Genomic DNA, 19,812 nt, shown 5'->3' with positions numbered 1-19,812 from the left:
GGTATGCGGGCGACGCGCGGCCAGTATGGTGGTGCGCGCCGCCGCGCCTTCCCCGTGCCCTCGGCTTCGCCCGAGCAGGGGGATCCCACCTGTTGAGGTCGAAACAGGCGGTGGAGCCAACCGGGAGAACCTGCCTTGAGTCGTGAAACTGACAGTTCGTCCGCCGGACCCAACGGCCGCGGCGGAGCCGCCTACCCGTCCGGGACGCCGCCGTACGGGACCCCCATGGCTTCCGAGGACGGTCTCGCCCCGGGCCGTCCGGCCACGCAGCCGGAAGAACGCAAGACCGAGACCACACTGACGACGCGGATCCGGATCAACATCCCCGGGTCGCGGCCGATCCCGCCGGTCGTCGTGCGCACGCCCGTCGCGGGCGGCGACACCGCGGACGAGCCGAACGTCGACACCCCGCCGCCGAGCCCCGTGAGCCCGCCCGGCAACGACACCCCCGCTCAGCCCCCGGCACCGGCCGAGGAGAAGGCCAGCGACTGGTTCGCGCCCCGCAAGCCCTCGGCGGCCAAGGGCCCCCAGGGCGGCGGGTCGACCAATGGCGCCGGCATGCCGACGGGCGGTATACAGAGCCCGGACGCGGCCCGGCCCGCGCCCGGCGGGCCGGGAGCCTCCGGCGCACGGCCGGGTGGGGGCACGGGCGGCACGGGTCCGCTCGGCGCACGCCCGGGCGGCACGAACGGCAAGGGGCTTCCGGGCGCCACCGGCGCGGGACCCGTCGCGCCGGGGCACGGCGGTGGCACCGGCTCCTTCGACGTCTCCGAGGCGGTGGCCGCCACCACCGCGTCGATGCCGGTCATCCGCCCCGACGGCGGCACCGAACCCGGCCGTGACGGTCTGCCCTACTTCTCCGAGCCCGGCTCGCAGCATCCGTCGGGCCCCACCGGCGGCCCGGTCACGGGCGACGGACCCGTCGTCCCGCCCGTCGGCGGCCCCGGCACGGTCCCCGGTAGGCCGGGCCCGATGACCCCTGGCAATCAGGGTGCGCCCGGGGGCGGCCCCTTCGGTCCCGGTGGGCCGGGCGCGCACGGTGCCGGCGCGGGACAGGGACGTTCCGGCGGCCTGAGCGACGACACGGCGATCCTCACGCCGCAAAGGCCCGCGCCCGATTCGGGCGGTCAGGGCTTCGGCGGCCCCGGCGACCACATCTCCGGGCACACCGTCACCAGTGGCATCCCGGTCGTCCCGCCGGGCGCCCAGAACGGCCCGTTCGCGCCCACCCAGCCCGAGACGCCGGCGCCGCACACGCCGCCGAAGTTGCCCGACCCCGCCAAGGCGCAGACCTCCGCGGGCGCGAGGCCGGCCAAGAAGAAGGGGCGCAGCAAGACGGTGCTCCTGGTCGGCGCGCTGGTCGTCGTGGCCGGTGTGGCCTACGGTGCCGGGCTGCTGATGAACCACTCCGACGTGCCCAAGGGCACCACGGTGCTCGGCGTCGACATCGGCGGCGGCACGCGCGACGAGGCGATCCAGAAGCTCGACGACGGGCTCGGCAGCCGTACGGCCAAGCCGCTCCAGCTGTCGGTCGACGGCAGGACGACCGCCCTCAAGCCGGACCAGGCGGGCCTGCAGCTCGACAGCAAGGCCACCGTCGCCGCCGCCGCGGAGAGCGACTACAACCCGATGTCGGTGATCGGCTCCCTCTTCGGACAGGAGCGCGTGATCGATCCGGTGATGCCGGTCGACGAGGAGAAGCTGCAGGCCGCCCTCGAGGGTGTCGCCGGGGGCAGCGGTTCGATGACCGAGGGCGGGATCAAGTTCGAGTCCGGCAAGGCCGTCGCCGTGTACGGCAAGGAGGGCAAGGGCATCGACGTCGGCGCCTCGACCGCGGCCGTCGAGCAGGCGTACCGCACCCAGGTGGAGACGAACAGCGCCGCGCCCGTGAAGGTCCCCACGACCACCCGCAAGCCGACGGTCTCGAACGCCGAGGTCGACCGGATGATGAAGGCGTTCGCCGAGCCGGCGATGTCCGGCAACGTGACGGTGCGCACGGACGCGGTGCACACCATCTCCTTCAGCCCCCAGAACTCCCTGTGGAAGTTCCTCGGTGTGAAGGCCGTCAACGGCAAGCTCGTCGACACCTATGACAGGGCGGCGCTGCAGGAGCTGTACGGCAACACCTTCGACGGCGTGCTCATCAACCGTGGCACCGGCAAGAAGACGGCGGTCACGGTGGAGGACGTGATCGGGGCGCTCCGGCCGGCGCTGCTGGCGAAGACCCCGGCCGCACGGATCGCCACGATCGAGACGAACCCGAGCTGACCGAAGCGGCACAGAAGGGCGCCCGGTCCCGACCGGGCGCCCTTTCGCCGTCGTGTGCGGCATGACATCTGTCATGCCGGAGTGACGACGCCCGGCACTGCCCCGCGGGGCCCGGGCACCGCCACGATGGGGCCATGACGACGACACGTACGACCACCGGACCGGTGGTCGGGTTCGACCGCGTGACCAAGGCCTACGGGGACGTCCGGGCCGTCGACGGGCTGTCACTCGAGCTGCACCCGGGCGAGACGGTGGCCCTGCTCGGGCCGAACGGGGCCGGCAAGTCGACCGCCCTCGACCTGCTGCTCGGCCTCAAGCACGCCGACGACGGCACGGTCCGGGTGTTCGGGACCGGCCCGCGCGAGGCCATCGTCGCGGGGCGCGTGGGCGCCATGCTGCAGAGCGGTGGCCTGATGGACGAGGTCACCGTCGCCGAGCTGGTCAGGCTCGCCTGCGATCTGCACCCGAAGCCGTACAAGCCCGCCGATGTGCTCGCCCGCGCGGGCATCTCGCAGATCGCCGACCGCAAGGTCAACAAGCTCTCCGGAGGTCAGGCGCAGCGCGTCCGCTTCGCCCTCGCCACCGCGGGCGACAGCGATCTGATCGTCCTCGACGAGCCGACCACCGGCATGGACGTGGCGGCCCGCCAGGCATTCTGGGCCACCATGCGCGAGCAGGCGGATCAGGGACGCACGGTGCTGTTCGCCACGCACTACCTAGAAGAGGCCGACGCGATCGCCGACCGGGTCCTGGTCCTGCACCGCGGGCGGCTCCTCGCCGACGGCACCGCCGCCGAGATCAAGGCGAAGGCGGGTGCCCGCCGGGTCTCCTTCGACCTGGAGGGCACGATCGACGAGGCTCCGCTGCGCGCGCTGCCCTTCCTGACCTCGATAGACGTCTCCGGGCAGACCGTCCGCATCCAGTCCACCGACGCCGACGCCACCGTCCACGCGCTGTACGGCCTCGGTGTCTACCCCCGCAACCTCGAAGTCGCCGGTCTCGGGCTCGAGCAGGCCTTTGTCGCCATCACTGAGGCCGAGGAGGCCCGGCAGTCATGAACAGCCTCATCAAGCTGGAACTCGCCCGCGCACTGCGCAACCGCAAGTTCCTGTTCTTCTCGGTGATCTACCCCTCGGCCCTGTTCCTGCTGATCTCGAGCACCTCCGGCGGTCCGACCACCAAGGTCACCGGGAGCGATCTGACCGTATCGACGTACATGATGGTCTCCATGGCGTCCTTCGGTGCCCTGACCGCCGTGCTGATGGGCAACAGCGAGCGCATCGCCAAGGAGCGGGAGAACGGCTGGGTGCGGCAGCTGCGGCTGACCACCCTGCCCGGGCGCGGCTACGTCCTCGCCAAGACCGCCAGCGCGGCCGTGGTCAGTCTGCCGTCCATCGTCGTCGTCTTCGTGGTCGCGGCGGCCCTGAAGGACGTCCGTCTGGACGCCTGGCAGTGGCTCGCCCTCACCGGGGCCATCTGGGCAGGCAGCCTGGTCTTCGCCGCGCTCGGTGTGGCCATCGGCTACCTCGCCAGCGGTGACGCCGTCCGCCCGATCACCATGATCACCTACTTCGGCCTGTCGATCCTCGGCGGCCTGTGGTGGCCGTCGGCGGTCTTCCCGGGCTGGCTGCAGGACATCGCGAAATGGCTGCCCACCCATGCGTACGCTGCCCTCGGACAGGCCATCGAACAGAGCCGGGCCCCGCACGCCGAGGACATCGCCGTCCTCGTCGCGTTCTTCGTGCTGTTCGCGGGTGGGGCGGCCTGGCTGTACCGGAAGGACACGCTGAAGGCGTGAGCGCGATGACAGAGGACCCGCGGACCCACGAAGCCCGGGCGGAGCGGCTGATGCGTCTCGGGCAGTCGCCCAGCAACCGTCCCGAACTGCTGCGCAAGTCGCTGTGGATCGGCGTGTGGCTGGTCTTCCTCAGCTCGCCGGTCCACGACCTCGCCGCCGGGAACCACGCCACCGCGGGCACCGTGGCCGGCTGGCTGGGCCTTGTGGCCTTCGTCGGGGTCTATCTGATGCTCGTCTTCCGGAACATGGGACGTCCGAGCTCCCGCCCGTTCGCCGGTGGCCTCATCGTCGTCCTCGCCGTTCTCGCCGCCGCGCTGTCCTTCTCGCTCGGCTCGGCCTGGCTCGGTCTCTTCGTCTACGTCTCCGTTGCCTGCGGGGCGACCCTGCCGCTGCGGACGGCCTACTGGACGATCCCCGTCACGGCCGCCGCGATGCTCCTCATCGCACTGCGCCTCGGCGAGGACGACCTGTGGAGCCTGGTCGTCCTGGTGCTGCTCATCGGGTACGCGATGACAGGCGTCGGCCAGCTGATCCGGACGACGATCGAGTTGCGCAAGGCCCGGGCCACCGTCGCCCAGCTCGCCGCCAATGAGGAGCGGTTGCGGCTGGCCCGTGATCTGCACGACCTGCTCGGCCACTCGCTCTCCCTGATCACCCTGAAGAGCGAGCTCGCCGGTCGCATGCTCCCCGGCCATCCGGACAAGGCGGCCCAGCAGGTGGCCGACATCGAACAGGTCAGCCGCCAGGCCCTCGTCGACGTGCGCGAGGCGGTCACCGGCTACCGGCGCCCCCGCCTGGCGGCCGAACTCGCGGGGGCACAGGTCGCCCTGACGGCCGCCGGGGTCACGGCGCAGGTGCCGGCGGAACCCGACCTCGCCGGCGTCCCGGAGGACAACGGGTCCGCCCTGGCCTGGGCGCTGCGCGAGGCGGTCACCAACGTCGTACGGCACAGCGGCGCGGAGCGCTGCACGGTGGAGGTGCTCCGGCGGCAGACCCTGGACGGCCCGGTGCTGGAGCTCTGCGTGGAGGACAACGGCTCGGGCGGCTCGGGCAGGGCCCCCGGAAACGGGCTGACCGGTCTGACCGAGCGGCTGGAGAAGGTCGGCGGGACGCTGGAGGCGGGCCGCGTCAAGCACGGATTCCGGCTGGTCGCCCGCGTGCCGGCCGACAGCGGGGCCGACGTAGGATCCGGGGCATGAGCCGCACGATCAAGGTCCTGCTCGCCGAGGACCAGTCGATGGTCCGGGAGGCGCTGGCAGCGCTGCTGGGGCTGGAGGAGGACATCGAGGTCGTCGCCCAGGTCGCCCGCGGCGACGAGGTGCTGGCGGCGGCGCGCGCCCACGGGGTGGACGTGGCGCTGCTCGACATCGAGATGCCCGGTGCCACCGGGATCGAGGCGGCGGCCGAACTCCGACGGGAGTTCCCGGCCCTCAAGGTGGTCGTCCTCACCACGTTCGGGCGGCCCGGCTACCTGCGCTCCGCGATGGAGGCGGGCGCCGACGCCTTCCTGGTGAAGGACGCGCCCGCGGCCCAACTCGCCGAGGCCGTGCGGAAGGTGCTCGCCGGTGAGCGCGTGATCGACCCGACACTGGCGGCGGCCGCCCTCGCCGACGGCGCCAATCCGCTGACCGACCGCGAGCGCGAGGTGCTGCGCGCGGCGGCGGGCGGCGCCACCAACGCGGAACTGGCCGCGGCGCTGCACCTGTCCCAGGGCACGGTCCGCAACTACCTCTCGACGGCGATCCAGAAACTCGCGGTGCGCAACCGGGCGGAGGCGGTCCGGATCGCGCGCGAGAAAGGGTGGCTGTAGCGCCCGTACGGGGCTCGGCCACCGTGCCCCACTCGGCCGCGCACGTGGCACGGCACCGCCACGGTGTCCGGCCGAGTCCTCAGTTGAGCATCGCCCGGGCCGCCTGGGCCTGACCCCGCATCCGGTCGGCGGCCTCCTCGTCGACGGCGGACAGCACGTCGGCATACGCGTCGAGTTCCGCGGCCCCTTGCAGGAATTCCCCTCGCTGCACGAGCAGTTGAGCGCGCTCGTAGCGCAGCCGTGCCGGGTGGGCAGGCAGCAGCAGCGACAACTCGACTGCCCACAGGGCGACATCCGACCGTTCCGGTCGGGCGGCGGCCCACGCGCGTACGTTGTTGAGCACCCGCAGCACGACCTGAAGCGGATCCGCGGGCGCGAGCATCGACGGTTCGAGCGGCGCTCCCGTGGCCCCGGCGACCAGCATCCCGGCGTCGTCGCCCGACAGCACCCGGCCCCCGTCGAAGGGGTCGGCCAGGACCTGGTCCGCCACCGGGCCGAACCCGACGACGAAGTGGCCGGGCAGCGCGACCCCGTACACCGGTGCGCCCGCCCGCCGCGCCACCTCGATCCACACCACCGACAGCAGGATCGGCAGCCCGCGTCGCCGGCGCAGCACCTCGTGCAGCAGCGAGGACTGCAGCCGCTCGTAGTCGGCGGGGGCGCCGTGGAACCCGTGCCGCTCGCCGAGCAGCCCGGCGAGGGCGCTCGCCCAGGCCCCGGGCCCGCCCGGTGCGAACGGCAGCTGTCCGGCCAGCCGGTCCAGCTCGATCTGCGCGGCGTCCATCCCGGGCTCGTCCAGCGTTCCGTCCGCCGCCGCGCACACGAGCAGGCACAGGGCCGCGAGATCGGGCCGCGCGGAGCGGGCCTCTTCGCCGAAACGGCGCCGCACCTCGGCGGCCCGTTCCGGCTTCGGGGGATAGGGGGCGTGCATGGCGGTCCCGAAACCTCTCACACCACCGGTCCCGGACCCGTGACCACCCGGCCGCCGGCGTCCGGACCGCGGGAGCCCTCCGGCTCCCGGTAGTGGTGATAGGCATGATGCGCCTCGAAGCCGAGTCCCGTGTACAGCGTACGCGCGCCCTCGTTGTCGTCCTCCACCTGGAGCCAGGCCGCCGAGGCGCCCTCCTGGAGCGCCTGCCGGGCCAGTGCGGCCATCACGGCCGTGGCGAGGCCACGTCGGCGCTGCTCCGGGTCGACCTCCACGGCCGCGAAACCGGCCCACCGTCCGTCCACCACACATCGCCCGATCGCCGCAGGCGGGGCACCTTCCGCGCCGGGCACCGCCGCGAACCACACCGAGGGCCCACTGCCCAGTACCTCCAGGGCCACCTCGCCCAGCCCCCTGCGCCGGTAGCGGGCGAGCCACAGCTCGTCCACGGTGCGTGACAGCACGACTCCGGGCGCCTCACGGTCCGCCAGGGGCGCCAGTGCACCGGTCCACAGCTCCGCGGTGACCTCCCGTGTCCAGCCACGAGCCTCCAGCTCCGCGCGCAACGGTTCCTGGGTGCCCTGCGCCCCGGTGGCGAGCTGTATCCGGGCCGGCAGGCCGCGCGCCGCGTACCAGCGCCGTACGGCCGCCAGCGCCTCGTCCAGCGGTGTCCCGGGATCGCCGAGGGGCAGCACCGAATTGGCCCGGCGGGTGAATCCGGAGGCGGCACGCAGCTCCCAGTCGCCGATCCGCTCCCGCTCCACCGGCTGCCACGCCCGGGCGGAGATCCGCGCCAGCTCCTCGTAGAAGGCCACGGGCCCCCTGGGGCGCGCCGGGGCCGCCGCGGCCCGTCGCGACGCGTCCGCGCGGGGACGGGCGGCCGGGGGTGCCGCGGGCACGACCTTGCCCGCGACCAGTGATGATTCGGCGATCCTGACGCTCTGTCCGTCCCGCCGCGTGATCATGAGCACACCGTCGTCCCATGATGTGAGAACACCGACCGTATCGGTGAACCTCTCACCCTCGGCGGCATGTTCGCTCCACCGCCGTACGGAGACGCGTTTTCCCACGTCAGCGGCGGTGATTCGGACCTCGAGCCGTCCGCCCGCAGAGATTTCCACAGGTCAGTTCACCCCTCCTGTTCGGATCATGCCCAGGAACGGAGATACTAGGTGCGGGCATCGACGACGCCGCGCTCCCGCGCGCCAGGCGGCGGAGCCTGAAGAGGCCCGCCAGCGCCCTACCGAGGAGGAACGACAGCGTGACCTACGTCATCGCAGAGCCTTGTGTCGACGTCAAGGACAAGGCGTGCATCGAGGAGTGCCCGGTCGACTGCATCTACGAGGGCCAGCGGTCCTTGTACATCCACCCGGACGAATGCGTCGACTGTGGAGCCTGCGAGCCGGTCTGCCCGGTCGAGGCCATCTTCTACGAGGATGACACTCCCGAGGAGTGGAAGGACTACTACAAGGCGAACGTCGAGTTCTTCGACGAGCTCGGCTCGCCCGGTGGTGCCAGCAAGCTGGGGTTGATCGAGCGCGACCACCCCTTCATCGCGGCGCTGCCCCCGATGAACCAGTAAGCGACGGGGCGCACCGGTGCCGGGCGTCCGTGTGCACACAGGCCCGAAGGGCCGAGCACGGGCGGGCCCCCGGCACCGGCCGACGCGCCCCGGAAGCAGAATGGGCCGACGCCGCCTCGGTCCCTTACGGTGCCCGCCGCGCCGCACGGGACCGAGGCGTTCGGCGCCCACAGCCTCGAAAAGGGCGCCCGTCGTAGCAGAAAGTGAGCCCGATCCCCGTGTCAGCAGTATCCGACCGGCTTCCGGCCTTCCCCTGGGACAAGCTGGAGCCCTACAAGAAGACGGCCGCCGCGCACGCGGGCGGAATCGTCGACCTGTCCGTCGGCACTCCGGTCGACCCGGTTCCCGAGCTGATCCAGAAGGCGCTCGTGGCGGCCGCGGACTCCCCGGGCTATCCGACCGTCTGGGGCACGCCCGAGCTGCGCGACGCGATCACGGGCTGGGTGGAGCGCCGCCTGGGCGCCCGGAACGTCACCCACCGCCATGTGCTGCCCGTCGTCGGCTCCAAGGAACTCGTCGCCTGGCTTCCGACCCAGCTGGGTCTCGGTCCGGGCGACACGGTCGCGTACCCGCGCCTGGCCTATCCGACATACGAGGTCGGAGCGCGCCTGGCCCGCGCGGACCACGTGGCCTACGACGACCCGACCGAGCTCGACCCGGGGAACCTGAAGCTGCTGTGGCTCAACTCGCCGTCGAACCCGACGGGCAAGGTGCTGGCCAAGGAGGAACTGGCCCGGATCGTGTCCTGGGCGCGTGAGCACGGCGTGCTGGTCGTCTCCGACGAGTGCTACCTCGAACTGGGCTGGGAGGCCGATCCGGTCTCCGTCCTGCACCCGGACGTGTGCGGCGGTTCGTACGACGGCATCGTCGCGGTGCACTCGCTGTCCAAGCGGTCGAACCTCGCAGGCTACCGGGCGGCGTTCCTGGCGGGTGATCCGGCGGTCCTCGGCCCTCTTCTGGAGATCCGCAAGCACGGCGGCATGATGACGTCGGCACCGACGCAGGCGGCCGTGGTCGCCGCGCTGGGCGACGACGCGCATGTGCGTGAGCAGCGCGAGCGCTACGCCGCCCGCCGGACGATGCTGCGCGAGGCCCTGCTGAAGCACGGTTTCCGCATCGAGCACAGCGAGGCGAGCCTGTATCTGTGGGCGACCCGCGACGAGTCGTGCTGGCAGACGGTCTCGCACCTTGCCGACCTGGGCATCCTGGTCGCTCCCGGTGACTTCTACGGTCCCGCGGGCGAGAGGTTCGTCCGGGTGGCCCTGACGGCCACGGACGAACGCATCGCGGCGGCGGTGGAGCGGCTCTAGGCCGACGGCCGACAGGCCCGGAGGGGGTCCGGGGCGCCGCCGCCCCGGACCCCCTCCGGCATACGGCGTGCCCCGCTCAGCCGCCCAGCGGCAGGCCCTGCACCGGCAGCTGTCCCGGCAGCCCGGTCCTGGCGGTCCCGCCGAGCAGACCACCGGCCTGGCCCGTGGCGTCCGCCGCCACCTTCTGTGCGACCGGCGCGGCCTTCCTGACGACGTTTCCGCCGGTGGCGTTCGCGGTCGGTGCCACCTTCTTGACCGTCCCGCCGCCGGCCTTGACCGTCCGGCTGCCGGCTTCACCCGCGAGCCCGGTGACCTTCTGGGCCGCACCGTCGACCTTCTGGGCCGCGCCGTCGACGCCGGTGCCCAGCTGTGCGTTGTCCAGGGCCGTCAGCCCGGCGAGCTCCGGGTTGGCCGGCAGGTCGGTCGTCGCCGCGCAGGCGGAGCCGGCCGCACCGACCACGGGCGCCGCTCCCGCTGCGATGAGCAGCGCGACACGGGCGATCCGGCGGGTCAGGGGGAGGGACATGATGCTCCTTGACGGGAGAGAACGGTGAAGTGTCCGTCACCACCCAGAGGTTGATCGTTCCGGGATCGGACGCAGTGACTACCGCTCGAAGCCCTCGAAGGTTGCGGTGCCCAGATGTAAAGAGTTGGCAATGTGTCGCATTATCGGGTGGGGAGGAAATCGGGCAAACGGCGTCCCGTCGGAAAGGTCGCCGAATCCTTACAGCCCTTTGCCCCCAAGGGTTTCGGCGGATACCGCGACGGTCGCGCGTAAAACGGCGCGCCCCGTCGACGAGGCGCGCCGCGCAGTACCCGGAAGGGTGAGGTGCCGTACTGCTGCCCGGGTTATTCGCCGGTGACGATACGGACTTCGGATTCCGACGCCTTCGCGTCGGAGCCACCGGCGGCACGCCACTCGTCCGCGAAGCCCCCGCGCGACCACTCGCGGCCCGCGTAGGAGACGCGCGCGATGTGCAGCGCCGAGGAGTTGGCGACAGCCCAGTGCGCCAGCTCCCAGCCGCGCTCGCGGACGGTGCCCGAGGCCGTGGACTTCCGGGGCACCGGGACCGTCACGGCGTCGGCGGCGGACGTCACCGCGGCCATGGGGGAGGACGTCGACCTCCCCTTGCCCACCTCCGCGCCGGCCGTCTGCAGCACGTCGCGCCCGAAGTCCCTGACGAGCGCGGCCCGTACGGCGTCGGGGCCGCCGCCCACCGTCGGTGTGGGGCGTCCCTGGCAGGTCAGCGTGGCGGCCGCGTGCCCGGTCAGTGCGGCGGCGAGCAGCACGGCGTCGGGCTCGTGCTTCGCGTACGCCTCGGGATAGCCGCTGCGCTGCACGCGCTGCGCGGCCACGGTGAGCGGCAGCCGGGAGTAGTCGGGGACCTTGGCCAGGTGGTCGTAGAACACGCCTGCCGCGTACGTGGGATCCATGATCTGCTTGCCGGTGCCCCAGCCCTGCGAGGGGCGTTGCTGGAACAGGCCGAGCGAGTCCCGGTCGCCGTGCTCGATGTTGCGCAGTCCAGACTCCTGGATCGCGGTCGCCAGGGCGATGGTCACGGCGCGCTCCGACATTCCCCGTGTGGTGCCGACGGCGGAGATCGTCGCCGCGTTGACCGCCTGCTCGGGGGTGAACTCGTACGACGCCTGGTCGCCCTTGGCCGATACGACCCGGCACTTCGGCGCGGCCGAGCCGGTGAGGTACTGGACGGTGAGGTAGCCGGCTACGGCGACCAGGACCACGAGGGCCGCCCCGAATCGGAGGAGGCGGCCGCGGCGTTTGGGCTTGGGGGACGGCTCTGACACCCGTACAAGGTACTGGAGCAGACCCATGGGTATGCCGGGGTTGTGGACAACTCGTGGTGCAGGTGTGTGCGGCCGGGCGCGCTAGGGTCGACGGCATGGCGGACACCCCTCTTGACCTCACGCTGGACGCCGCGCGGCTGACCGCGCGGCTCGTCGACTTCCCCTCCGAGAGCGGCAATGAGAAGTCGCTCGCGGACGCGATCGAGGCCGCCCTGCGCGATCTGCCCCATCTGACGGTCGATCGGCACGGCAACAACGTCGTGGCCCGGACGCGTCTCGGACGGCGGGAACGCGTCATTCTGGCGGGCCACGTCGACACGGTCCCCATCGCGGACAACGTGCCCTCCCGCCTCGACGGGGACGGCGTGCTGTGGGGCTGCGGCACCTGCGACATGAAGTCGGGCGTCGCGGTCCAGCTCCGTATCGCCGCGACCGTCCCGGCACCCAACCGCGACCTCACGTTCGTCTTCTACGACAACGAGGAGGTCGAGGCGCACCTGAACGGTCTCGGGCATGTGGCGGACGCCCATCCCGACTGGCTGAAGGGCGACTTCGCGGTGCTGCTCGAGCCGTCCGACGGCCAGGTCGAGGGCGGCTGCCAGGGCACGCTTCGGGTCGAGCTGAGGACCAGGGGCGAGCGGGCCCATTCGGCGCGCAGCTGGATGGGCTCCAACGCGATCCATGCGGCGTCCCCGATCCTGGCCCGACTGGCCGCCTACGAACCGCGCTACCCGGTGATCGACGGCCTGGAGTACCGGGAGGGCCTGAACGCGGTCCGCATCTCGGGCGGGGTCGCCGGAAACGTGATCCCCGACGAGTGCGTGGTCACGGTCAACTTCCGCTACGCCCCCGACCGCACCGAGGAGGAGGCGATCGCCCACGTCCGGGACGTTTTCGCGGACTGCGGGGTGGAGGAGTTCACGGTCGTCGACCACAGCGGCGGCGCCCTGCCCGGGCTCTCGCACCCCGCCGCGGCGGCGTTCATCGAGGCGGTCGGCGGCACCCCGCAGCCCAAGTACGGGTGGACGGACGTGTCCCGCTTCAGCGGGCTGGGCGTCCCGGCGGTCAACTACGGACCCGGGAACCCGCATTTGGCGCACAAACGGGACGAGCGCGTCGACACGGCCAAGATCCTCGCCGGGGAGGAGCGCCTGAGGGCCTGGCTGACCTCCTGACCTGCCGCCGGTTGTGGGGAACGTCGCTTCATGGCGGTCATGCGGGCGTACCCCGTCCTTAACCCGCGTGGATCTACGCTGGGGTGGAACGACGCCCGAGCGGAGGGAGCGCACATGCCTACCGGCAACCCCGAGGGCAAGAAGGTGCCGCCGGACGAGCAGCGGCTCGGACCGGTGCTGCGCAGACGCGGCCAGGTGACGAGGAGCACCACCGACCAGCGGCTGCTGGACGCGGGTGGACCCTCGGACTGGGTCCACACGGATCCGTGGCGTGTCCTTCGCATCCAGTCGGAGTTCATCGAGGGATTCGGCACGCTGGCCGAACTCCCGCCCGCGATCAGCGTGTTCGGCTCGGCGCGGACAGCGGTGGACTCGCCCGACTACGAGGCGGGCGTGCGGCTCGGGCGCGGCCTCGTGGAGGCCGGCTGGGCGGTGATCACCGGGGGTGGCCCCGGGGCGATGGAGGCGGCGAACAGGGGCGCCTGCGAGGCCAAGGGGATCTCGGTCGGCCTCGGCATCGAGCTCCCCTTTGAGCAGGGGCTGAACCCGTACGTCGACATCGGGCTGAACTTCCGCTACTTCTTCGTGCGCAAGATGATGTTCGTGAAGTACGCGCAGGGGTTCGTCGTCCTGCCGGGCGGCCTCGGCACGCTGGACGAGCTCTTCGAGGCCCTGACCCTGGTCCAGACCCAGAAGGTGACCCGTTTCCCGATCGTGCTGTACGGCACGTCGTACTGGGGCGGCCTGGTGGACTGGCTCAAGCACACCCTGGTGGCCGAGGGGAAGGCGACGGAGAAGGACCTGCTCCTGTTCCACCTGACGGACGACGTGGACGAGGCGGTGGCACTCGTCTCCAAGGAGGCCGCGCGCTAGGGCCCGTCGGCACCCCGGAGTGCGCCGCGTACCCGCGCGCACCCCGGGCCTCGCCGGAGGCCTCCCCCGCCCGGGCGGGCTACGCCAGCCCGCGGCGGGCCACGGCGGGCGGGCGGTGGCCCGCGATGGACGCCACCATGTCCAGGACCTGCCGTGTCTCGGCCACCTCGTGCACCCGGTACACCTGCGCCCCCAGCCACGCCGAGACCGCCGTGGTCGCCAGCGTCCCCAGCACGCGCTCCTTCACCGGCCTGTCCAGCGTCTCGCCCACGAAGTCCTTGTTGGACAGTGACACCAGCACGGGCCACCCGGTGGCGGTCATCTCCTCCAGCCGCCGCGTCGCCTCCAGGCTGTGCCGGGTGTTCTTCCCGAAGTCGTGGCCCGGATCGATCAGCACCGACTCACGCGGCACGCCCAGGGCGACCGCCCGCTCGGCCAGCCCCAGGGTCACCCGGAGGATGTCGGCCATCACATCGTCGTAGGTCACCCGGTGCGGACGGGTCCGCGGCTGCGCGCCCCCCGCGTGGGTGCACACCAGCCCCACCCGGTACCGCGCCGCGACCTCGGCGAGCCGCGGGTCGACACCGCCCCACGCGTCGTTGAGCAGGTCCGCACCCGCCTCGCACACCGCCTCGCCGACCTCGTGGCGCCAGGTGTCCACGCTGATCACGACGTCGGGGAAGCGCCGCCGCACCTCCGCGACGAAGCCGACCGTCCGCCGTGCCTCCTCCTGGGCCGTGACCTCTACGCCCGGTCCCGCCTTGACCCCGCCGATGTCGATGATCGCGGCGCCGTCCGCCACCGCCTGTTCCACGCGCGCGAGGGCGGGCTCGTCGCGGAACGTGGCCCCCTGGTCGTAGAAGGAGTCCGGGGTCCGGTTCACGATCGCCATGATCACCGGCTCGTGCTCGCCGAATTCCCGCCTGCCCAGCCTGAGCATCCCCTGTGACCTCTTCCGTGCGTCCCGTTCCTTCGCCGCCTGCGACCTTAATCGTCGGTGCCGCATGGCACGATCTGACCCAGACGGATTCGACGTCGGCAATTCCGCGTCGGCGCGCAGCGCGCCGGCACCGAGCGTGGGGACCTCACCGATGTACATGTTCTTGTTCCTGGTCGTCGCGCTCGCCGTCGTGGTCGCCGCGGTGACACTGGCCGTGGTGGGCGGCGGCGAGAGCGCACCCCTGCCGGAGGCGGCGCCCGAGCGCTACGACGACCCGCTGCCGCCCGACCGCCCGGTCGGCCGCGCGGACGTGGAGGCCCTGCGCTTCCCGCTGGCCGTCCGCGGCTACCGCATGGCGGACGTGGACGACGCGCTCGGCCGCCTCGGCGCCGAGATCGCCGAGCGTGACTCCCGCATCGCCGATCTGGAGGCCGCGCTCGCCGGTTCCCGCCGGCACGGCGTCCCCATGGACAAGCCGGCCGAGGGGGAGCAGCGATGAGCGGCGCGGCCGTCCCGGGGCCCGACGGTGTGCTGCGCTGCCCCTGGGCCCTGTCCACCGAGGACTACGTGGCCTACCACGACGAGGAGTGGGGACGCCCGGTCCGCGGTGACGACGCGCTGTACGAGCGGCTGAGCCTGGAGGCCTTCCAGTCCGGGCTGTCGTGGATCACGATCCTGCGCCGCCGCGAAGGCTTCCGCGCCGCCTTCGCGGATTTCCGGATCGCCAAGGTGGCCGCCTTCACGGAGGCCGACCAGGAGCGCCTGCTGGCCGACCCGGGCATCATCCGCAATCGCGCCAAGATCTCGGCGACGCTCGCCAACGCGCGGACCCTGGCCGACTGGGCCCCCGGCGAGCTCGACGAGCTGATCTGGTCGTTCGCGCCGGACCGGGCCTCACGCCCCGCACCGAGGACACTCTCCGACGTACCGGCGGTCACCACCGAGTCGACCGCTCTGTCCAAGGCGCTCAAGGGGCGCGGCATCCGGTTCGTCGGCCCTACGACGGCGTACGCGCTGATGCAGGCCTGCGGGCTGGTGGACGACCACCTCGCCGACTGCGCCGCCCGGAGCAGCTGACCCCGGGCGGCGTGCGGCCGTCCTCAGCGGCCCACGTACTTCGGCCTCTCCTTGCCGACGAACGCCCGCACCGCGATGGTGTGGTCCTGCGAGGCTCCCGCGCGGCTCTGCAGCTCGTCCTCCTTCTCGAGAGTCTCGTCGAGGGAGTGGGCGAGGCCGAAGGCGAGGGACTCCTTCAGGGCGGCGTAGGCGAGCGTCGGCCCCTCGGCCAGCGAACGGGCCACCTTCTCGGCCTCCGCACGCAGCTCGGCCGCGGGTACCAGCCGGTTCGCGATGCCCCACTCGTAGGCCTGCTGGGCACTGACGCTGCGCGGGAAGAGCAGCAGGTCCGCGGCGCGGGAGGGGCCGACGACCCGCGGCAGGGTCCAGGAGATCCCGGAGTCCGCGGTGAGCGCGACCCCGGCGAACGAGGTGTTGAAGGCCGCCGTGTCCGCGACGATCCGGTAGTCCGCCGCGAGGGCGAATCCGAAGCCGGCCCCGGCCGCCACCCCGTTCACGGCGGCGACCACCGGCTTCGGCGCTCCGGCCAGCGCTCGCACGATGGGGTTGTAGTGCTCCCGCACGGTGCTCATCACGCCGGCGTCGGAGCCGGAGTCCTGGGCCTGGAGCAGTCCGATGTGCTCCTTGAGGTCCTGCCCCACGCAGAAGGCGCGGTCCCCGGCGGCGGTGAGCAGGATCGCGCGCACGGCCTCGTCGGCCGCCGCCTCCCGGGCCGCATCCCTGAGGGCGACCTTGGTCGCGATGTTCAGGGCGTTCATCGCCTCGGGGCGGTTCAGCGTGATCGTCGCGAGTCCGTCGCTCACCTCGTAGAGCACGGTGTCGGCCATGGTGGTCCCCTCCGGTGTCGCGGCTCCGTCGTACCCGTCGGTACGCCCTGCGTCGAAGGACAGCATGGCGGAGATCATCGCCCGGGGAATGGAACGGTCGTGTGACCTGCGTCAAAGAATTCCGGTGCGCGTCCGGGACGCAGATGTCCGTGCGGGAGCGAAGTATTACAGCCACATCGCCGAATTGAGTGGTTTTGCTCGCGCGTGTTGCCCAAGCGATGCCGACTGATGTTGGTCATCGGGTCCTGGGATGCGGGATAATGGCTTGGAAGCAATGTGTTCGATGCCGGTGTCGCGTGTCCTGTGAAGGACCGCCCGCCTTTCGGTGGGCCGTCGGCTGACGATGAGCTGGTTTCAGGAAGGGGAACGAGCATGGCGGCCATGAAGCCGCGGACGGGCGACGGCCCGCTCGAGGTGACCAAGGAGGGGCGGGGCATCGTCATGCGCGTTCCGCTCGAAGGCGGCGGTCGGCTCGTCGTCGAGTTGACCCCTGACGAGGCCGACGCGCTCGGCGACGCCCTCAAGAAGGTTGTCGGCTGACGACGCGCCACCGACCACGGTTTTCGGTCGCCCCGGCATCGTACGCGGTGCCGGGGCGGCTGTTTTCGAGGGGTGGGGTCCCCGTCCTTCCAGGGGATACGGCCTGCTGCTGCGGCGCGTGCGCCGGCCGGCGGACCGGACGCCGTCCGCGGTCCGTTGCCTCAGCGCTTGACCGCGCAGAGCAGCCCGTCGCCCACCGGCAGCAGCGAGGGCACCAGGTCCGCGCTCTCGCGCACCGCACGCAGCAGTTCCCGCAGGCGCAGGACCTCGGTGGGCTGGGGCCCGGAGCCCACCGTGCGCCCGTTGGCGAAAACGCCCTCGAAGACGACGAGCCCGCCCGGGCGCAGCAGACGCAACGATTCGGCGAGGTAGTCGAGGACCTCGAGCCGGTCGCCGTCGCAGAAGACGAGGTCGTAGCCGGCGTCCGCGAGCCGGGGCAGCACGTCCAGTGCGCGCCCCGGAATGATCCGGGCGCGATTGCTGGCGAAACCGCAGGCGCGGAAGGCCTGGCGCGCGAACTGCTGGTGCTCCGGCTCCGGGTCCACCGTGGTCAGCACCCCGTCCGGTCGCATGCCGTGCAGCAGATGGATCCCGGAGACACCGCAGCCGGTCCCGATCTCCGCCACCGCCTTCGCGTCCACGGTGGCGGCGAGCACCCGCAGCGCGGCGCCCGTGCCGGGCGACACCGAGCGCAACCCCGCTTCACGGGCCCGCTCACGGGCCCAGTGCAGCGCGTCGTCCTCGGCGACATAGGCGTCGGCGAACGCCCAGCTCGTCTGCCGGTTGCCGGTAATGACCCTCTCCTGTCCCCGTGATTGCCTGGGCGTGACTGTATCCGTTGCCACCGGGAACCCGCAGATGGGACCAGGCGTTTACAGGGGTGGGAAGAGTGACGGGGGAAAGACGGGGGCAAACGGATGGAACCGGACGCCGAGCACGTGATCACGCAGCCGCATCAGCTCACATCAATCTCTCGCAAAACCGCTTATCCGGAGCTAACGGACGAGGTGGCTATGGTAGGGGCTCCACTGGACACCACCAGAGCCGACAGGGGAGGTGCGGCTGCGCCCGTGGATCGGGGAGGGGTGCTACGGCGCCTCCTCAGGTCGTCGGGTGAGCCGAAATCCGTGACCGACATCGCTGACAACGACCACGCTTCAGACACCGCGCAGACCGCGACTTTCGCCACCGACGCGGACTCGCAGGCGTGGACTCCGCCCACCTGGGAGGAGATCGTCAGCACGCACAGCGGCCGGGTCTACCGGCTGGCGTACCGCCTGACCGGAAACCAGCACGACGCCGAGGACCTCACGCAGGAGGTCTTCGTCCGGGTCTTCCGCTCCCTGTCGACGTATACGCCCGGCACCTTCGAGGGCTGGCTGCACCGCATCACGACGAATCTCTTCCTGGACATGGTCCGCCGCAAGCAGCGCATCCGTTTCGACGCGCTGGGCGAGGACGCCGCCGAGCGGCTGGCCAGCCGTGAGCCCACCCCGCAGCAGGTCTTCCACGACGCGCACTTCGACGCGGACGTCCAGCAGGCGCTGGACACGCTCGCCCCGGAGTTCCGTGCGGCCGTCGTCCTGTGCGACATCGAAGGACTGTCGTACGAGGAGATCGCCGCGACCCTGGGCGTCAAGCTCGGCACGGTCCGCTCCCGTATCCACCGCGGCCGCTCGCAGCTGCGCAAGGCCCTGGCGCACCGCTCGCCCGAGGCCCGCGCGGAGCGCCGTTCCTTCGTGCCCCGCGTTCCCGCGCTGGGGGGAGGGGGCGCGAGCGCGTGAGTGGATCCCGACGGCCGACACCGGCAGAACAGCACCTGGGGGACCGACTCTCCGCCCTCATCGACGGGGAGCTCGGTCATGACACGCGTGAGCGTGTGCTGGCCCATCTGGCCACCTGCGCGAAGTGCAAGGCCGAGGCGGACGCGCAGCGCCGGCTGAAGAACGTCTTCGCGGAGGCGGCACCGCCGCCTCCGTCCGAGAGTTTCCTCGCCCGTCTGCAGGGCCTGCCCGCGGGGGGTGACGTCGACGGCGGTGGTACGCCGCTCGGCGGGGGAGGATTCGGACGACGGCTCCCGACCGCCACCGGGCTGCCCACCGCCCCGGGCGTCTTCGGAGTGACGCCGGAGCCCTTCGCATACGTCCCCGCCGGGCCGCACGCGACGGCGCTCTCCCCCTCCGACGACAGCGCCCTGTCCGCGGAGGGCGGCTTCCGTATCCATCAGGTGGGCCGCCCCGACGCCGAGCGGTCCGCCTCGCGCGGGCTGCGGTTCGCGTTCGCCGCCGCGGGCGCCGTCTCGCTGGCCGCCATCGCACTCGGCGGGGTCTCCACCGGCATCACGACCGACTCGGGTGTGGAGGCGCGCGGGGGCTCCGGCAGCGGAAGCAACGTGACCCCGATGCGTTCGCCGGGCACAGGCGGGGCCACGGCGCCCGAGACCCAGCGCCGGCGCTCAGGTACCCCGCTGCTCGGTCAGCGCACGCTCGACCGGACGCCCGCGTCCACGGAGGCCTCGGCCCCGCTGCTGCCCGGAGTCTCCACACCGGGAGTCCAGGACGCCTCGGAGATCCGTGCCCTGACCGCCCCCGTGGTCGCCGGGGCCGCCGCGATGTCCCCGCTCATACGTCCCCTGACCGCGACCGCTCCGGCCGCGCTGACCTCGTGGTCGACCGCCCCCGCGATCATGGCCCCCGCGGCGCCCTCCGCCCCGGTGCCGACCTCGTCCGCCTCCTCGTCCCCCACACCCACCTCGCGCATCGCCCGCTGAACGCGGCATCTGCGCGGCTCGCCCGGGAACCTGGTTGAATCCGGAGTGGGCCGCGCTCAGCCGATCTTCCGGGCGCGGAATCGACGATCGAGCCGCGACCGCCGGTGC

21 protein-coding genes are annotated in these 19,812 nt (G+C 72.2%); 14 read left to right on the top strand and 7 right to left on the bottom strand.

What is annotated here, in order from left to right; all coding sequences use genetic code 11:
- The first annotated feature begins 135 nt into the window (after positions 1–135).
- The 5 genes from ADL25_RS49000 to ADL25_RS15860 all read left to right on the top strand — a co-directional run bounded on the left by ADL25_RS49000 (position 136) and on the right by ADL25_RS15860 (position 5,876).
- Positions 136–2,268 carry a hypothetical protein gene (locus tag ADL25_RS49000; RefSeq protein WP_059128377.1) on the top strand — a complete coding sequence of 711 codons (2,133 nt, stop codon included), beginning with the start codon at positions 136–138 and terminating at the stop codon, positions 2,266–2,268.
- A 134-nt stretch (positions 2,269–2,402) separates the two neighbouring features.
- A complete protein-coding gene (locus ADL25_RS15875; RefSeq protein ID WP_059128376.1) occupies positions 2,403–3,326 on the top strand; it encodes an ABC transporter ATP-binding protein in 924 nt (307 codons plus the stop codon).
- On the top strand, positions 3,323–4,066 hold the full coding sequence (locus tag ADL25_RS15870; RefSeq protein WP_059128375.1) for an ABC transporter permease: 744 nt from the start codon (positions 3,323–3,325) through the stop codon (positions 4,064–4,066). The genes ADL25_RS15875 and ADL25_RS15870 overlap by 4 nt, the downstream gene beginning before the upstream one ends.
- 5 nt (positions 4,067–4,071) lie before the next feature.
- The gene (locus ADL25_RS15865; RefSeq protein ID WP_059128432.1) at positions 4,072–5,265 is read left to right on the top strand and encodes a sensor histidine kinase; all 1,194 of its coding nucleotides are present in this window, start codon (positions 4,072–4,074) and stop codon (positions 5,263–5,265) included.
- On the top strand, positions 5,262–5,876 hold the full coding sequence (locus tag ADL25_RS15860) for a response regulator transcription factor (protein ID WP_059128374.1): 615 nt from the start codon (positions 5,262–5,264) through the stop codon (positions 5,874–5,876). The genes ADL25_RS15865 and ADL25_RS15860 overlap by 4 nt, the downstream gene beginning before the upstream one ends.
- 79 nt (positions 5,877–5,955) lie before the next feature.
- On the opposite strand, the gene ADL25_RS15855 is transcribed toward ADL25_RS15860, so the two are convergent.
- The gene (locus ADL25_RS15855; RefSeq protein ID WP_059128373.1) at positions 5,956–6,807 is read right to left on the bottom strand and encodes a transglutaminase-like domain-containing protein; all 852 of its coding nucleotides are present in this window, start codon (positions 6,805–6,807) and stop codon (positions 5,956–5,958) included.
- A gap of 17 nt (positions 6,808–6,824) precedes the next feature.
- Entirely contained in the window at positions 6,825–7,925 is a 1,101-nt protein-coding gene (locus ADL25_RS15850) for a GNAT family N-acetyltransferase (protein WP_059128372.1), read from the bottom strand.
- Positions 7,926–8,065: 140 nt separating this feature from the next.
- On the opposite strand from ADL25_RS15850, the gene fdxA reads away from it, so the two are divergent.
- A complete protein-coding gene (gene fdxA / locus ADL25_RS15845) occupies positions 8,066–8,386 on the top strand; it encodes a ferredoxin (RefSeq protein WP_043443616.1) in 321 nt (106 codons plus the stop codon).
- Between the two features lie 218 nt (positions 8,387–8,604).
- Entirely contained in the window at positions 8,605–9,696 is a 1,092-nt protein-coding gene (locus ADL25_RS15840; RefSeq protein ID WP_059128371.1) for a bifunctional succinyldiaminopimelate transaminase/glutamate-prephenate aminotransferase, read from the top strand.
- 76 nt (positions 9,697–9,772) lie between these two features.
- Here the strand turns inward: ADL25_RS15840 and ADL25_RS15835 are convergent, their stop codons facing one another.
- Positions 9,773–10,222, bottom strand: coding sequence for a hypothetical protein (locus ADL25_RS15835; RefSeq protein ID WP_059128370.1), 450 nt, complete (start codon positions 10,220–10,222; stop codon positions 9,773–9,775).
- A gap of 323 nt (positions 10,223–10,545) precedes the next feature.
- The gene (locus ADL25_RS15830) at positions 10,546–11,502 is read right to left on the bottom strand and encodes a hypothetical protein (protein WP_059128431.1); all 957 of its coding nucleotides are present in this window, start codon (positions 11,500–11,502) and stop codon (positions 10,546–10,548) included.
- Between the two features lie 95 nt (positions 11,503–11,597).
- Between ADL25_RS15830 and dapE the strand changes: the two genes are divergently transcribed.
- Both dapE and ADL25_RS15820 read left to right on the top strand, forming a co-directional pair.
- Positions 11,598–12,677, top strand: a complete 1,080-nt coding sequence (gene dapE / locus ADL25_RS15825; RefSeq protein WP_059128369.1) for a succinyl-diaminopimelate desuccinylase — start codon at positions 11,598–11,600, stop codon at positions 12,675–12,677.
- A gap of 114 nt (positions 12,678–12,791) precedes the next feature.
- Complete coding sequence (locus ADL25_RS15820) at positions 12,792–13,550, top strand: TIGR00730 family Rossman fold protein (protein WP_059128368.1); 759 nt, start codon at positions 12,792–12,794, stop codon at positions 13,548–13,550.
- 79 nt (positions 13,551–13,629) lie between these two features.
- Here the strand turns inward: ADL25_RS15820 and folP are convergent, their stop codons facing one another.
- Positions 13,630–14,490 carry a dihydropteroate synthase gene (folP, locus tag ADL25_RS15815; RefSeq protein ID WP_059128367.1) on the bottom strand — a complete coding sequence of 287 codons (861 nt, stop codon included), beginning with the start codon at positions 14,488–14,490 and terminating at the stop codon, positions 13,630–13,632.
- 151 nt (positions 14,491–14,641) lie between these two features.
- Between folP and ADL25_RS15810 the strand changes: the two genes are divergently transcribed.
- Together ADL25_RS15810 and ADL25_RS15805 are read left to right on the top strand one after the other, a co-directional pair.
- Positions 14,642–14,989: a DivIVA domain-containing protein gene (locus ADL25_RS15810; protein WP_059128366.1), complete on the top strand. Its 348-nt coding sequence runs from the start codon at positions 14,642–14,644 to the stop codon at positions 14,987–14,989.
- A complete protein-coding gene (locus ADL25_RS15805) occupies positions 14,986–15,567 on the top strand; it encodes a DNA-3-methyladenine glycosylase I (protein WP_059128365.1) in 582 nt (193 codons plus the stop codon). Before ADL25_RS15810 ends, ADL25_RS15805 begins: the two co-directional genes overlap by 4 nt.
- A 23-nt stretch (positions 15,568–15,590) precedes the next feature.
- Here the strand turns inward: ADL25_RS15805 and ADL25_RS15800 are convergent, their stop codons facing one another.
- Entirely contained in the window at positions 15,591–16,394 is an 804-nt protein-coding gene (locus ADL25_RS15800; RefSeq protein WP_059128430.1) for an enoyl-CoA hydratase/isomerase family protein, read from the bottom strand.
- A gap of 372 nt (positions 16,395–16,766) precedes the next feature.
- Between ADL25_RS15800 and ADL25_RS46165 the strand changes: the two genes are divergently transcribed.
- The gene (locus ADL25_RS46165; RefSeq protein ID WP_003966491.1) at positions 16,767–16,934 is read left to right on the top strand and encodes a DUF3117 domain-containing protein; all 168 of its coding nucleotides are present in this window, start codon (positions 16,767–16,769) and stop codon (positions 16,932–16,934) included.
- A 161-nt stretch (positions 16,935–17,095) separates the two neighbouring features.
- Here ADL25_RS46165 and ADL25_RS15795 read toward each other — a convergent pair whose 3' ends face one another.
- On the bottom strand, positions 17,096–17,779 hold the full coding sequence (locus ADL25_RS15795; RefSeq protein ID WP_079050381.1) for an O-methyltransferase: 684 nt from the start codon (positions 17,777–17,779) through the stop codon (positions 17,096–17,098).
- A 240-nt stretch (positions 17,780–18,019) separates the two neighbouring features.
- Here ADL25_RS15795 and sigE point away from each other — a divergent pair, with 240 nt between their 5' ends.
- Complete coding sequence (gene sigE / locus ADL25_RS15790; protein ID WP_059128364.1) at positions 18,020–18,718, top strand: RNA polymerase sigma factor SigE; 699 nt, start codon at positions 18,020–18,022, stop codon at positions 18,716–18,718.
- Positions 18,715–19,704, top strand: coding sequence for an anti-sigma factor family protein (locus ADL25_RS15785; protein WP_059128363.1), 990 nt, complete (start codon positions 18,715–18,717; stop codon positions 19,702–19,704). Before sigE ends, ADL25_RS15785 begins: the two co-directional genes overlap by 4 nt.
- The last annotated feature ends 108 nt before the right edge of the window (positions 19,705–19,812 follow it).

It is taken from the genome of Streptomyces sp. NRRL F-5122 (assembly GCF_001507435.1).
Lineage (GTDB): Bacteria > Actinomycetota > Actinomycetes > Streptomycetales > Streptomycetaceae > Streptomyces > Streptomyces lannensis.
Note: the sequence above shows the minus strand (reverse complement) of the source record. Positions and strands in the feature narration are given on the sequence as shown.

Coding starts and splice junctions, on each gene's coding strand:
- ADL25_RS15875 (WP_059128376.1), top strand. CDS start 2,403: ATGACGACGACACGTACGACCACCGGACCGGTGGTCGGGTTCGACCGC.
- ADL25_RS15870 (WP_059128375.1), top strand. CDS start 3,323: ATGAACAGCCTCATCAAGCTGGAACTCGCCCGCGCACTGCGCAACCGC.
- ADL25_RS15865 (WP_059128432.1), top strand. CDS start 4,072: ATGACAGAGGACCCGCGGACCCACGAAGCCCGGGCGGAGCGGCTGATG.
- ADL25_RS15860 (WP_059128374.1), top strand. CDS start 5,262: ATGAGCCGCACGATCAAGGTCCTGCTCGCCGAGGACCAGTCGATGGTC.
- ADL25_RS15855 (WP_059128373.1), bottom strand. CDS start 6,807: ATGCACGCCCCCTATCCCCCGAAGCCGGAACGGGCCGCCGAGGTGCGG.
- ADL25_RS15835 (WP_059128370.1), bottom strand. CDS start 10,222: ATGTCCCTCCCCCTGACCCGCCGGATCGCCCGTGTCGCGCTGCTCATC.
- dapE (WP_059128369.1), top strand. CDS start 11,598: ATGGCGGACACCCCTCTTGACCTCACGCTGGACGCCGCGCGGCTGACC.
- ADL25_RS15820 (WP_059128368.1), top strand. CDS start 12,792: ATGCCTACCGGCAACCCCGAGGGCAAGAAGGTGCCGCCGGACGAGCAG.
- folP (WP_059128367.1), bottom strand. CDS start 14,490: ATGCTCAGGCTGGGCAGGCGGGAATTCGGCGAGCACGAGCCGGTGATC.
- ADL25_RS15810 (WP_059128366.1), top strand. CDS start 14,642: ATGTACATGTTCTTGTTCCTGGTCGTCGCGCTCGCCGTCGTGGTCGCC.
- ADL25_RS15805 (WP_059128365.1), top strand. CDS start 14,986: ATGAGCGGCGCGGCCGTCCCGGGGCCCGACGGTGTGCTGCGCTGCCCC.
- ADL25_RS15800 (WP_059128430.1), bottom strand. CDS start 16,394: ATGGCCGACACCGTGCTCTACGAGGTGAGCGACGGACTCGCGACGATC.
- ADL25_RS46165 (WP_003966491.1), top strand. CDS start 16,767: ATGGCGGCCATGAAGCCGCGGACGGGCGACGGCCCGCTCGAGGTGACC.